Below are 12978 nucleotides of genomic sequence, written 5' to 3' on the forward strand. Positions count from 1 at the left end.
CCCGTCCGCCGCTCGTTCCACAAACGCACACCCCGAAGGGTGATTGTTTGCTTCCCGCGCTCGACTTGCATGTATTAGGCACGCCGCCAGCGTTCGTCCTGAGCCAAGATCAAACTCTCCATAAAATAGCTTGCACATGGATGTGCTGATGCCGATGTTGCAACACGGATGTCGCGAACCTAGTCGGCGATCATTGAGTTCGCTCACTCATTACTTGACTAGCATGTTACTTCTTAACATATTGGTTGTTTTGTTCAGTTTTCAAAGATCAAAATCATTAGGTGTTGTTTTTGACAACTTAATCATCATAACACTAAACCTAATTAAAAGTCAACTTAATTCTTTAATCTTTTAAACTAAAATTCATTAAGTTGTAAATAGCTGCTGTTCAATTCGACAGCTTATAAATTATATAACACATAAAAACAAAAAGCAATAGTTTTTTGAAATTATATTATTTATTTAGCTTGCGTAGAAAGCAACGTTTTCAACTATACCATATACAAATAAACTTTGTAAACCATTGATTTTAAAAAATATCCTTCCCTTTTATTTAAGGAAGGATATCATTTAATTGAAAACAAATAAATGGAGAGCCGTAAGTGAAATAAAACCCGGTATACCTAAAAGACCAATGATACCTGCATTATAAACGTTTATTGGTAGATGTAGTCCAAAAGAAGCTCCAAAAACATTAAAGAAAAACAAGCAGAGCACACCTATAATAACTTTTACCGAACCTTGCATTAACCACTTTATTGGTTTTAAAGGAGCCCCCACTACTAATAACAGCATAATTAAGGTCATGATTCCTAAAATAACAAAAGAGGCATTCATTTCCTATCTCCTTTCTAGTATTTTGTACATACTATGAAAGAAAAAAGGAAAATAGAACAAGCCTTATCGCGCACTAACCCCGCGGTGTCTTGCTTCACGTAATAAATAGAAGTATTTCGCCTCAGCTATTTTCAGTTCATATAAACCTATCTCGCTTGGTTCAAAACTAATTTCGATAATATCCTGTATTTTCGCCAACTCATTTTTTATCCGAAAAATATCCTGAAGTAAACGTTTATCCACTTCTTGTTTCTTATACTTTTTCACCATAGACATGACGTTACCTCTCCTTTATAGTTCGCGTCTTCCTTCTAAAGCTTTTGATAAGGTTACCTCATCAGCATATTCAAGATCTCCACCCATTGGAAGTCCGTGCGCTATTCGTGTAATTCTTATTCCAGATGGCTTCACTAATCGGGAGATATACATCGCTGTCGCTTCTCCTTCAATATTCGGATTGGTTGCAAGAATTAATTCCTCTACTTCTTCATCCTTCAAACGGTTTAACAAAGCAGGTACATTAATATCCTCTGGCCCAACACCATCCATAGGGGAAATTGCACCATGTAGCACATGATAGCGACCGTTAAATTCTTTCATCTTTTCCATTGCTATCACATCTTTAGGATCTTGAACGACACAGATAATCGAGTTGTCTCTCAGTTCATCTTGGCAAATTGGGCACGGGTCTTGGTCAGTAATATGTCCACACACCGTACAATGCGTTAATTCACGTTTTGCGCTTACTAATGCTTTACTGAAATCAAGTACGTCATCTTCTTTCATATTAAGTACAAAAAAAGCCAGTCGAACCGCAGTTTTCGGTCCAATTCCTGGCAATTTAGTAAAGCTATCAATTAGCTTTGAAATTGGTTCTGGATAATACAAAATAACTACCTCCTAGAACATACCTCCAGGTAAATTCATTCCTTTTGTGAATTTGCCCATTGTTTCATTTGATTGATCGTCGACTTGCTTAAGCACATCATTTGTTGCAGCAATAATTAAGTCTTGTAACATTTCAACATCATCAGGATCTACGACTTCTTCTTTAATAACAACATCTGTAATTTGTTTACTTCCGTTTGCTATTACCTTCACCATACCTCCACCTGCAGTTGCTTCAAAACTCATCGCTTGCAAATCTTCTTGTGCTTTCATCATATCTTTCTGCATTTTCTGCATTTGTTTCATCATTTTATTCATATTTCCTCCACCACGCATGGCAATTCCTCCTTATAATGTCTATTCTTCATGTATTTCTAATAAATCATCGCCAACAAGTTTACGCGCTTCCTCTACAACAGGGTCTATTTCTTCCTCTTCATTTGAATCTGCACTTTGTTGTTGTCGTTGTTTCTGTACATACTCTTGTCTAATTTCCAACCAATTCACTTCTGGTATAGGAATAATTGTTACATTCTTGCCAGTAACCTCAGACAATAGTAATTCTATCGTTTGTTGGTGTTCCAAAGCAAGTGAACAATGGATTTCATATTTAAACGCTAGTATCAAAGCTTCCTCTGATGCTGCACTTGGCTTACTTTCCTGCACAGTTGCATGAGCTGGCGCATTTTGTTTTTTCAAAAGTTGCATAAAGTTTGCCCATTGAGATTGAACGTTTTTCAAATCAGATTTTGATGCATGCTCTAGCACATACCTAATTCGTTCATATGGTACTTTATACTGTCTTTTTGTTGTTGGCTGTCTTCGCTTCTGTGTTGCTTGCTGCGTTTGTTGCGCGTCGTGTGATACGTTGTTTTGCTTTAAAGCTTTTAATTCTTTTTCTAAAAGATCTACTTTTTTAAGTAGTTGTGTTACTGATTCAGGCTCTACTGTGTTGCCTTCCATCGGTTGTGGAGATTGTTCTGTTATTTTTAACACTGTAATTTCTAAAAATACTTTCGGGCTATTTGTCCATTTCATCTCTTGTTGACAATCGTTTAAAATACTAATCGTCTTTTGAATCCAGTTAGCATGCAACGTTTCGCATAGATGTCGAAAATCTTCATCTACCATTGCGCGGTCTAATATATCCAATTGTGGTGCACTTTGATACATTAAGATATCTCTTAAAAAATAGATGGAATCATATACAAAACGCCCAGGGTCTTTTCCTGATTGAATAAAACCATCTACTAATTGTAGTGCTTGTTGAGCATCCTTATTAAATAACGCTAAAATCATTTCAATCAATTTCTGTTGCGACACAGAACCAGTTACTGCAAGCACATCTGCTAATTCTACTTGATCATCGCTATAAGAAATCGCTTGATCTAATATACTGAGTGCATCACGCATACCGCCTTCTGCAGCTAATGCAACCACATGTAACGCTTCTTTTGTAATTGAAATAGATTCTTTTTCTACGATCGTTTCCATTCTAGCAACAATATCTTGTTGTGTTATACGTTTTAAATCAAAACGTTGGCAACGCGAAATAATGGTTAATGGTATTTTATGCGGTTCTGTTGTTGCTAAAATAAATACAACATGCTTTGGTGGCTCTTCTAATGTCTTTAACAACGCATTGAAGGCACCAGGTGATAACATATGTACTTCATCGATAATATAAACTTTATATGCCACACTACTCGGAGCATATTTCACCTTATCTCGAATATCACGTATTTGTTCCACGCCATTATTGGAAGCAGCATCAATCTCCATGACATCAGAAATGGAACCATCTTGAATTCCTAGACATGCATCACATGAATTACACGGTTCTGCTGTTGGTGCTTGCCTACAATTAATCGTTTTTGCAAAAATCTTTGCCGCACTCGTTTTCCCAGTTCCTCTTGGACCAGAAAATAAATAGGCATGTGAAAATTTCTCTTGTACGATGGCATTTTGAAGGGTTCGCGTAATATGTGATTGACCTACGACATCCTCAAAGCTTTGCGGACGCCACACACGATACAATGCTTGATAGCTCATTTATACATGATCCTCTCTTAAGGAATTCCTTTTTATTATAACTGAAATAGAAGCATAATGTGAATAATTCAATTAAAAATATATTTATTGCGCATGATTCACATGAATGTAAATTTACATAACTTCTTATTATATTGAAAAAACCTCTCACGCATGATGGTAAGAGGTTTTGTATGTATTGGGTAACACCGTGCACCCGTCGTCGATCATATAGCCCCAAGCGTTACATAAGTTCATGGCTCAGTTCAGGTTGTTCTGCGGCACACGAGAAAAACCGCTTACTGCTGCTTCCTTCCGGACCTGACAGAATTCACGGGCTCCCGTTGCGCAGGACCCAAACATCAACACCAATTCCTTATGGCAGACCTTAAAGCTATACACCTCAGACGGGAATTCCGTCTCGCTATAGCGGATTGCGAGTATAGGGCACCGCTACCTCCCCACCTAGCACGGCAAATGGTATAAAACTTTCTGCGCAAGTAAAGCGCATTTACAATTATAGCGACTGTCTAAGCAAAATGCAAGCAATTACTTGTGTTATTTCCTTCCCTTTTTACTATCTTTTTCTGCTTTATTTTTACTACGTAATTGTTTGAAAAAATTAGTTAATAATGCACTACACGCTTCTTCTAGTATACCACTAGTTACACTGACCTGATGATTAAATCGCTTATCTTCTAATAAATTCATAATGGAGCCTGCACAACCAGCCTTTGAATCATACGCACCAAATACCACTCTTGGGATTCGTGATTGAACAATCGCTCCCGCACACATTTGACAAGGTTCTAACGTAACGTATAACGTACATTCCTCCAAACGCCAACTACCTATCTGTTCATTTGCTTTATCAATTGCCAACATTTCAGCATGAGATGCGGTAGTTTGCAAGCTTTCTCTTAAGTTAAATGCTTGTGCGATCACTTCTTCCTCGTGCACGATCACAGCACCTATAGGAACTTCACCCAATTGATTCGCTTTAATCGCTTCGGCTAATGCTAATTCCATAAAATCTTCATCTGTCATATTACTTAACCCCTATTTTTTAATAATTACGTTTAGATCATTTATTCACTTATTTTATTATTGTATCAAATCATTACAACAAAAAGAACAGAACATTTTCACCTTTTCTAACGCATAAACTAATAACGGTATGATGAAAAAAGGAGGAATCAGTAATGCAAATTCATGTTGTAAAAAGTGGTGATTCACTTTATTCCATTGCTAATACTTACGGAACGACCTATCAAGCAATAAATGAAGCAAATGAACTGGATAACCCAAACCAATTGGTTGTTGGCCAATCTCTTGTTATTCCGATTATTGGACAATTTTATTACGTTCAGCCAGGCGATAGTTTATATAGTATTGCTCAAAAATTTAATTTAAGTTATCAAGAATTAGCTACAATAAATAACATAGATCCAAACAGTCCACTTACTGTCGGTATGCGTCTATACATCCCAGAGCAAATAGAACCAACAATTGAATCGAATGCTTACATTGAACCGTTTGGAGATAGCGTGTCCAGTACTTTAGAAAATGCAGCAGAAAAAAATGCACCCTATTTAACTTATCTAGCACCTTTCAACTATCGTGTAGACAGAAAAGGGAATTTAATCCCGCCACCATTAAACAATTTTGCTGCGATTGCTAATAAAAATAATGCAACTTTAATGCTCGTTGTTACAAACTTAGAAGAAGGGGCATTTAGTGCGGAATTAGGAAACCTTATTGTTACCGATCAAGCAGTGCAAGATACATTATTAACCAATATTATTAAAACAGCCAAAGAAATTGGATTTAGAGACATACACTTTGATTTTGAATTCTTACCAGTTACTGCGAAAGAATCCTATAATACCTTTTTACGAAAAGCAAAAGATCGTTTAAACAAAGAAGGATTGCTAATGTCTACGGCACTAGCTCCAAAAACGAGTAGAGATCAAAAAGGAGAATGGTATGAAGCGCACGATTATCAAGCACATGGGGAAATAGCTGACTTTGTTGTACTAATGACATATGAATGGGGATATAGCGGCGGACCACCTCTTGCTGTTTCACCGATAGATAAAGTAAGAGAAGTTGTGGAATATGCTTTGACAGAAATGCCCGCTAACAAAATTATGCTTGGTCAAAATTTATATGGATATGATTGGACACTTCCTTATGAACCAGGTGGTAAGTATGCAAAAGCGATTAGTCCGCAACAAGCTATCCTGTTAGCTAGAGATAATAATGTAGCAATTGAATTCGATCCAAAAGCACAAGCACCGTTTTTCTTCTATACTGATAAAGATGGGAAGCGACATGAGGTTTGGTTTGAAGATGCCAGATCGATTCAAGCTAAATTTGATTTAATTAAAGAATTAAACTTACGCGGAATCAGCTACTGGAAGCTAGGTTTAGCATTTCCACAAAACTGGCTGTTGTTAGAGGATAATTTTACGATTAAGAAACAAAAATAATAGATTAGAAAGTATGAAACTCGCTCCAATTACTTTGGTAGCGAGTTTTTATTGCTTTTAATCCTATAATAATTTTAATGCTTCTCGATTAAATGCAGGAATATCATCAGGCATTCGACTTGTTACCAATTGATTTTGACAAACCACAACAGTCTGATCTTTTACATTTGCACCTGCATATTCCATATCAACCATAATTGATTTATAGCCTGTAGCCGTCCTTCCTTCTAATGACTTAGCAGTAATTAATAGTTGTGGGCCATGACAAATTGCAAAGACTGGTTTTTTATCCTTCATAAATTCCTTAACAAAAGAAACAAAACGATCATCATCCCTTAAAGAGTCTGGAGAGAAACCCCCAGGAATAAGTAAAGCATCAAAATCTTTTGAACTTACATCATCAATAGTTTCATCTATCGTGACAACTGATTCACCTTGCTTTCCTTTCACTTCTTTCCCTTTTTTCTTTTCAATTGTTATAACTGTATGTCCCTCGTCTTCAAAAGCTTTAACTGGGTCGGTATATTCTACATCTTCAAAATAATCTGTAATAACACATGCGATTTTACTCATTTGAACATGCCCTCCTTAATAAATACTATATTGGTAAAATACCCATGTAATTTAATCCCAAAACATTTATATAACTAGCTTTTTCTTTTATACATTTAAAGTATAGAAGTAATTACTTTACACACACTAGAAATGGAATTTATTATCTGGAGGATACTATGTCTTATAAACCAATAAAGAAAAATACAAAAAAACAAGACAAAAAAAGTACACCATTAAACCGTCATACTAGCATGCAAATAAAACAATTAAAAGAAATGTATTCTCATAATATTAATAAAGATTTCTGTTCTCGTACTTTATTTGCTAACTTTAACAAAAAGAATGTACATTTATTCTATTATGCTTCGATTGTCAATAGTGACAAAATAGAACAAGCAATTGTTCAGCCGTTATTGGAAGATGACGGCTCTTCATTCCCTAATGTGTTAACGAATGAAAGTCTAAAAGAAATCGATACAATGGAAAAAGTTATTGAACATATTAATAGCGGAAAAGTTGTACTTTTATCAGAAGGTGATTGTGCCGCTTATTCAATTGATGTATCTCAATTCCAACATCGTGCAATTAGCCAATCTGAAAATGAAAGTGTCGTTAAGGGGCCACAAGAAGCTTTTACTGAATCGACGCATATGAATATTTCTTTAATTCGCAAACAAATTAAAGATAAGCAGCTAATTACTACTGTTTCTTCCGTTGGAGAGCGATCAAAACAGGATGTGACAATTGTATATATTTCAGATTTGGTTAATTCCGAAATATTGAAAGATGTGCAAGAACGGTTAAATAACATCGATACCGATAACGTACGAAATGTTGAACTTTTAGAACAATATTTAGAAGAAAGACCATACTCGATTTTCCCAAGCATTTATTACACCGAACGACCGGATAATGCTGCTGCTTACATAGAAAATGGACATATTGTTTTACTTATGGAAAGCTCTTCTGCTTGTCTAATCTTACCGGTAACATTTTGGACGTTCTTTCAAAGTCCAGAAGATCGTTATTCTCGGTTTATGTTTGGAAATTTCACAAGAATGATAAGATTTATTGCTTTTTACCTAACAACAATGATCTCTGCCACCTACGTTGCTTTGGCCAACTTCCATAGTCAAATGATTCCTCCAGATTTATTATTAGCTATAACTGCTTCAAGGGAAAGAGTTCCTTTCCCTTTACTCATAGAGGTTTTAATTATGGAGGTTGCTTTTGAATTAATTAGAGAAGCGGGGATTCGAATTCCTTCAGCACTTGGGCCAACTATTGGTATTGTAGGTGCATTAATACTTGGCCAAGCAGCAGTTGAGGCAAATATCATTAGTCCCATTATAGTTATTATATCTGCCTTATCCGGACTCACTTCTTTTGCAATTTCAGATGTAAGTCTTAACTATACAGTACGAATTACGCGCTTTCTCTTTATTTTCGCTGCTGGTTTTATGGGAATGTTAACTTTAATGGGGGCTTTCTTGCTATGGTTTATGTACGCCGCGTCATTAAAATCATTTGGTGTTCGTTTCTTAGCACCAATAGCGCCATCTTTCAAGGCGCCAAAAGATACCTTATTCCGTAAAGCTGTTCGTGCTGAACTTTGGCGTCCAACCCAAATTCAACCAAAAGATTCTAAAAAGAAATAATAGGTGTGATAATTATGAATCCAAACAGAATGTTAAAAGCTGGTGAGATGTTTACATTATTATTTATTTTACTATCACTAAAGGCAACAGATGCTACTGCATCATTATTTACCCAAAAAACACAAAATGCTTTTTGGTACATGCCTATTATCTCATTATTGGTTATTTTGCCATCTTTATTATTATTGTTACACCTACTAAAGAAGTATCAAGACAAAAATTTAATTGAATTAATAGAAACTATTATGGGGTCTTTGGTAAGTAAAATAATTGGTTTAATTATTTTTTTAAGTTCATTTTTACTAATGGGTTTTAGTTATAGAGGATATGTCGAACAAATTAATTTCTTATATTTTCCCGAGACACCTTATGTCATTCTGTCTTTAATTTTTTTTACAATTGTTTATTTTGCTGCCAAAAAAGGTTGGGAAGTAATTGGCTTTACAACAAAAATCTTCTTACCATTTTTTGTGTTATCTTCTGTCATTTTAATTATATTAATACTAAACGATTTAGTTATTGAACGTGTTTTTCCTATTTTTGGATCAGGAGATATAATTGTATTACGAGAAGGGGCATTAAAAGGATCAATATTTATAGAACTATTTCTAATTACAATTGCTTATACTTCATTTAAAAAGACAGACTTTTTCAGAAAAGGCTTTGTGCTTGGCTTAATTTTTTCTATCATTTCAATTATTTGTTTCTTTTTTATTTATGCAACAACTTTTGATTATAATTCTATTGCAAAGATGTCCTATCCTTTTCATGATATAACACAATATGTAAATTTAGGGGGATATTTAACTAACATTGAGACTTTTTTTATGATTTTTTGGCTTCTGGGAAGTTTTCTGCGATACGCCATCTACCTCTACTTGGTAACTTGGATCATTTCGGCGACCTTTCATATTGAACATATCGAATCATTGCTTCTACCTGTTGGTTTTTTGGGATTAATCATAGGTGTTATTTCGAAGAACCTCATTATTAATGAGTTTACCTTTTACAATTCTATTTTAAATTATCTAACGTTTTTTTATATTGGATTCCCTATTCTATTATGGCTTATCTCATCTTTGAAAGGGGAGTATAGGAAAAAATGAATCACCTAATAAAATTGATTATGGTTTTGTTTTCCTTACTTTTATTAACCAGCTGTTATGATAAAGTAGAGCTAGAACAACAATCGTATGTCATTGCAATTGGAATTGACAAAAACGAAGACAAAAGTACTTATTCCTTTACTTTTCAGATTGCTAATCCCGAGGTAGGATCGACTTTAGCTTCTGCTGGCTCTACTGAAGAAGCTAAAGAAACCATTACTGTTCCTGGAAGCGATATTCTTACTGCTACAAGCATCGCCAATTCAACTGTAACAAAAAAGATAGTACTAGATCATACAAAGGTGATCGTTGCATCAGAAAAACTAGCCAAATCAGATGATTTTCTTCGAATTATTCAATCCATCTCTAGAGCACCACAAATTAGAGGTAATGTGCAAATTATTGTTTGTAAAGAAGACGCTTCTGAGTTTCTAAATAACAATCATCCAACCATGGAACAAAGGCCACATAAATATTATCAATATATGTTACAAAGAGGAAGACAAACTGGACTAATTCCTAATGCTGATTTTCATCGTTTTTTTCAAATTACCGAGGGAGATGCAGATTTATTTCTTGCTATATATGCTACTACAATTAAAGAAAAAGCTAAGGAACATAGTATTATTGGAGGACATGATTACATAGCTGGACAGATCCCACAAAAAGGGGGGAATCCCACACAATTCATTGGGTCTGCTGTGTTTAAAGAAGGAAAAATGATTGATATATTCTCTGGTCAGGAAACTAGAATGAGTAATGTATTAGATAAAACAATCCAAATGAATGATTTGTTAACAACTTATCCCGACCCAATTGACCCTAATTATCAAGTATCAGTCGATTATGTTCAGAAAACGGAACCAAACGTTGATATTCAATACAATAAAAAAACGAATCACGCTTCCATTTATGTGACTGTTCCATTTGAGGTTGAATTAATAGCTATTCCAAGTATGGTAGATTACATTTCAAATAAGGATAATCAACAAAAATTACGTGCAACAATAGAAGAAACGACTGAAAATATTGCTAATAAATTAATTGAAAAATCACAAAAAGTATACGGTTCTGATCCGTTTTATTGGTCACTTTATATCCGTAAAAAATTCAAAGATATCCCAGCATATGAAAAAGCAGACTGGAATAAAAACATTTACCCAAATGCAACAATTAACGTTGATTTTCAATTAAAAAGGATGTCTTTCGGAAAGATGTTTAATGATTCAAAAATAAATGAGGTGAGAGATTAATCATGACACTCTTTCTGTTAACCATGTTGGCCATTTATATTGCTCTTTATTGTCTATTTCTTAGTTACGATCAAATTAAAAAACAAAAAAATAAAGAAGGAGGAGTTGCTATTTTTTGTTTGATCCCTTTTATTTTGGCATCTCCTATTCTTTATTATTTTTTTCGATAAATTTTATCTTTTTTTTTAAAAAAATAAATTAGATTTAAAGATTAATTGTCTAATCATTTGAGAATGTTTTTAACATTTGATTTCTTATTTTATCAAAAATTTTTTTCTTCTATTTTCTCCTCGTTATATAAACCAATTTTAAACTATAAACTTTTTTACTACCCACAAGTTATTTGTTCTAAGTAATACGTTTGTATAATACCCCATAAAATTATATCTTCTGTTTAAAAAATATATAGTAAATTTAGAAAATAAACCAAATATATAAAACGCCTACGATTATCACTTAGATATAAAATGACAGAAAGAAGGCGCACGGTAATTTACTATATATAATTTACGTAACTATATGACGGCCCCAGCAGGATTCGAACCTGCGACACATAGTTTAGGAAACTAATGCTCTATCCCCTGAGCTATGGAGCCATAATTTAATTGGTTCTACCTAAAGTTTAATAGTACCTATTCATTATACAAAATTAAAAAATATTTTAAAAGCTATTACTTCATACATAATCATCTAAAACACTTCAGTCTAAAAATTCCATCTTGATAAATTTGTGAATAGCCTTTTTGCCAGGGAAAAATGTGATAGAATATGGATTGTCATATTATTATTTTTTTACACACAATTTGTTGAAAGTTGTCTAATCGGAGGGGGAAACATGCAACATTTACCATTCATTGCTGTAGAAGGACCAATTGGTGTTGGTAAAACATCTTTGTCCAAAAAAATTGCAGCACATTTTGAATTACATTTACTTAAAGAAATCGTTGAAGAGAATCCTTTCTTAGGAAAATTCTATGATGATATAGAAGAATGGAGCTTTCAAACAGAAATGTTCTTTCTTTGCAATCGTTTCAAACAGCTAGAAGATATTCAAAAACAATACTTAACACAAGGTAAACCTGTTGTGTCTGACTATCATATCTCTAAAAATATGATTTTCGCAAAGCGCACACTAAAGGAATCACAGTTTAAGAAATATGAACAGATTTATCATATACTCACAAATGATATGCCAAAGCCAAATATAATGATTTACTTAGATGCTAGTCTAGATACGTTATTACAACGCATTTCATTACGCGGAAGAGATGTGGAGAAGAATATTCAATCCTCTTATTTACATCAACTAAAGTTAGATTATCAAGACTTTATGAAAGAATTTGAAATGAATCATCCAGAAATACCTGTTATTCGTATTGATGGCGATCAAATAGACTTTATTAAACATCAAGATGATTTAAATAAAATTCTTCATATTATTGAACAACAAATTAAAAAAGGAGAACTAACGCAATGAACTTAAGAGAAAAATATCAAATTCCACACGATAGCGTAATTACGATAGCTGGAACGGTTGGAGTTGGAAAATCAACAATGACTCATGCATTAGCTAATGCACTCAGATTCCGAACTTCATTAGAGAAAGTAGATACAAATCCTTATTTAGATAAATTTTATGCTGATTTCGAACGTTGGAGCTTTCATTTACAAATTTACTTTTTAGCTGAGCGTTTTAAAGAACAAAAGCGTATTTTTGAATATGGAGGCGGTTTTATTCAAGATCGTTCCATTTATGAAGATACAGGTATATTTGCCAAAATGCATTACGAAAAAGGAACGATGACACCAACGGATTATGAAACGTATCATAGTTTATTTGAATCCATGGTAATGACACCTTATTTCCCTCATCCCGATTTGTTAATTTATTTAGAAGGTTCATTTGATGATGTCATTGATCGTATTAAAGAGCGTGGGCGTCCAATGGAACAGCAAACACCTATTGATTATTGGAAAGAGATGCACGAACGTTATGAAAACTGGATTAATAGCTTCAATTCATGCCCGATTTTACGAATTAATATTGCTGATTACGATGTGGTTAACGATCAACAATCAATTGATTCCGTTCTTGAAAAAGTCGGACACTTCATTCAACAATCTCGCAAATGGCAAGTAAGACAATAATACGTTAATA

13 protein-coding genes, 1 tRNA gene, 1 rRNA gene and 1 other RNA gene are annotated in these 12978 nt (G+C 34.0%); 6 read left to right on the top strand and 10 right to left on the bottom strand.

All coding sequences use genetic code 11. The annotated features are described in order from the left end of the window. The 8 genes from HP569_RS13185 to tadA all read right to left on the bottom strand — a co-directional run. Positions 1-125: ribosomal RNA gene (locus tag HP569_RS13185) — 16S ribosomal RNA — on the bottom strand; the annotation flags it as partial. A 445-nt stretch (positions 126-570) separates the two neighbouring features. After that, positions 571-837: a pro-sigmaK processing inhibitor BofA family protein gene (locus tag HP569_RS13190; RefSeq protein ID WP_182201644.1), complete on the bottom strand. Its 267-nt coding sequence runs from the start codon at positions 835-837 to the stop codon at positions 571-573. Between the two features lie 63 nt (positions 838-900). Next, positions 901-1113, bottom strand: a complete 213-nt coding sequence (locus HP569_RS13195; RefSeq protein WP_182201645.1) for a YaaL family protein — start codon at positions 1111-1113, stop codon at positions 901-903. 15 nt (positions 1114-1128) lie between these two features. After that, positions 1129-1725, bottom strand: a complete 597-nt coding sequence (gene recR, locus HP569_RS13200; protein ID WP_182201646.1) for a recombination mediator RecR — start codon at positions 1723-1725, stop codon at positions 1129-1131. A 12-nt stretch (positions 1726-1737) separates the two neighbouring features. Next, positions 1738-2061, bottom strand: coding sequence for a YbaB/EbfC family nucleoid-associated protein (locus HP569_RS13205; protein ID WP_182201647.1), 324 nt, complete (start codon positions 2059-2061; stop codon positions 1738-1740). Positions 2062-2082: 21 nt separating this feature from the next. Further along, a complete protein-coding gene (gene dnaX / locus HP569_RS13210) occupies positions 2083-3777 on the bottom strand; it encodes a DNA polymerase III subunit gamma/tau (RefSeq protein WP_182201648.1) in 1695 nt (564 codons plus the stop codon). A gap of 188 nt (positions 3778-3965) precedes the next feature. Further along, positions 3966-4230: signal recognition particle sRNA large type (ffs, locus tag HP569_RS13215), an RNA gene on the bottom strand. A gap of 84 nt (positions 4231-4314) precedes the next feature. After that, complete coding sequence (gene tadA / locus HP569_RS13220; protein ID WP_182201649.1) at positions 4315-4803, bottom strand: tRNA adenosine(34) deaminase TadA; 489 nt, start codon at positions 4801-4803, stop codon at positions 4315-4317. 155 nt (positions 4804-4958) lie between these two features. On the opposite strand from tadA, the gene HP569_RS13225 reads away from it, so the two are divergent. After that, complete coding sequence (locus tag HP569_RS13225) at positions 4959-6248, top strand: glycoside hydrolase family 18 protein (protein WP_182201650.1); 1290 nt, start codon at positions 4959-4961, stop codon at positions 6246-6248. Between the two features lie 63 nt (positions 6249-6311). Here HP569_RS13225 and HP569_RS13230 read toward each other — a convergent pair whose 3' ends face one another. Continuing rightward, positions 6312-6821, bottom strand: a complete 510-nt coding sequence (locus HP569_RS13230; RefSeq protein ID WP_182201651.1) for a type 1 glutamine amidotransferase domain-containing protein — start codon at positions 6819-6821, stop codon at positions 6312-6314. Positions 6822-6979: 158 nt separating this feature from the next. Between HP569_RS13230 and HP569_RS13235 the strand changes: the two genes are divergently transcribed. Genes HP569_RS13235 through HP569_RS13245 form a run of 3 tightly spaced genes read left to right on the top strand, consistent with a single transcriptional unit; the run spans position 6980 to position 10820 of the window. Continuing rightward, the gene (locus HP569_RS13235) at positions 6980-8461 is read left to right on the top strand and encodes a spore germination protein (protein WP_182201652.1); all 1482 of its coding nucleotides are present in this window, start codon (positions 6980-6982) and stop codon (positions 8459-8461) included. Between the two features lie 14 nt (positions 8462-8475). Then, a complete protein-coding gene (locus HP569_RS13240; protein WP_182201653.1) occupies positions 8476-9567 on the top strand; it encodes a GerAB/ArcD/ProY family transporter in 1092 nt (363 codons plus the stop codon). Beyond that, a complete protein-coding gene (locus tag HP569_RS13245; RefSeq protein ID WP_182201654.1) occupies positions 9564-10820 on the top strand; it encodes a Ger(x)C family spore germination protein in 1257 nt (418 codons plus the stop codon). Before HP569_RS13240 ends, HP569_RS13245 begins: the two co-directional genes overlap by 4 nt. A 523-nt stretch (positions 10821-11343) precedes the next feature. Here HP569_RS13245 and HP569_RS13250 read toward each other — a convergent pair. Next, positions 11344-11416 (bottom strand) — tRNA-Arg (locus HP569_RS13250). Positions 11417-11655: 239 nt separating this feature from the next. Between HP569_RS13250 and HP569_RS13255 the strand changes: the two genes are divergently transcribed. Together HP569_RS13255 and HP569_RS13260 are read left to right on the top strand one after the other, a co-directional pair. Continuing rightward, positions 11656-12297, top strand: a complete 642-nt coding sequence (locus tag HP569_RS13255; RefSeq protein ID WP_182201655.1) for a deoxynucleoside kinase — start codon at positions 11656-11658, stop codon at positions 12295-12297. Then, entirely contained in the window at positions 12294-12968 is a 675-nt protein-coding gene (locus HP569_RS13260) for a deoxynucleoside kinase (protein ID WP_182201656.1), read from the top strand. The genes HP569_RS13255 and HP569_RS13260 overlap by 4 nt, the downstream gene beginning before the upstream one ends. The last annotated feature ends 10 nt before the right edge of the window (positions 12969-12978 follow it).

Source organism: Paraliobacillus salinarum, assembly GCF_014083865.1.
Classification (GTDB): Bacteria; Bacillota; Bacilli; order Bacillales; family Amphibacillaceae; genus Paraliobacillus; species Paraliobacillus salinarum.